1 protein-coding gene is annotated in these 861 nt (G+C 37.4%); it reads right to left on the bottom strand.

What is annotated here, in order from left to right:
* Nucleotides 1-82: 82 nt before the first annotated feature.
* Nucleotides 83-850, bottom strand: a complete 768-nt coding sequence (locus tag ACFINY_RS09795; protein ID WP_375701074.1) for a hypothetical protein — start codon at nt 848-850, stop codon at nt 83-85.
* Between the last annotated feature and the right edge of the window lie 11 nt (nt 851-861).

Raw genomic sequence — 861 nt, forward strand, 5'->3', positions numbered from 1 at the left:
GCACAATTCCTTTATAAAAAGATTTGAATTTTAGAATGAAATGTTTAAAGGGGGGCGCCCCCGCCGCGCCCGCGCGTGTCATTTACGCAGCATCACTTTCATATTCGCTGTCATTATCATCGTCATAATACCCTTCAAAATCAGCATAATACTCATGACGATAATAATCATCTTCGCTCCCAAACTCAGGATATGCATCATCACAGATATCTTCATTAGCTGTTAAAGAGGCATTGCTATGAATATATGAAGAACCAGAGATAAGAGCATCACAAATAACGGCATCATCAAAAACACGTGATTCATCACAAATGTAAGCAGAGCCACTTATTTTTGCATTGCCTCCGACATGAGCATCATCACAAATGACAGCATTATCGGAAATATGAGCATGATCAGTGACACGGGCGTTATCATAAATTTGTGCATTGCCTTCAATTACAACGGCGTTGTTAGCATGCGCATTACCAGACAGTTTTGCATTGTCCTTTAATGTCATACCTTCAAAAATAGCATTCCCATAAATTTGAGCATTACCATAGACATCAACAAAAAAGCTTTTTACTTTAGCATTTCCAAAGACGCGTGCATTTTGAAAGACCCGAGCTTTATTATACACCCAGCAATTACCTTCATGAGATAAGTTGCTTTCATTTTCAATATACCCCCCTAAATCGCCTTTTTTGACATCATCAAAATCTCTTAAGGCTCTAATTCGAGTTAAGAAATGACCATCGATATATTCACAATCATCAATAAATTCGTATTTTTTTGCAGGCTCTTGTTGATTAGCAAGCGCGGTTTCATTTGAAATAGAAGAGATAATGGGGGTGTTGTTTGAATTTGTCATAATTAAAACCT

It is taken from the genome of Bartonella sp. AA23NXGY (assembly GCF_042197165.1).
Lineage (GTDB): Bacteria > Pseudomonadota > Alphaproteobacteria > Rhizobiales > Rhizobiaceae > Bartonella.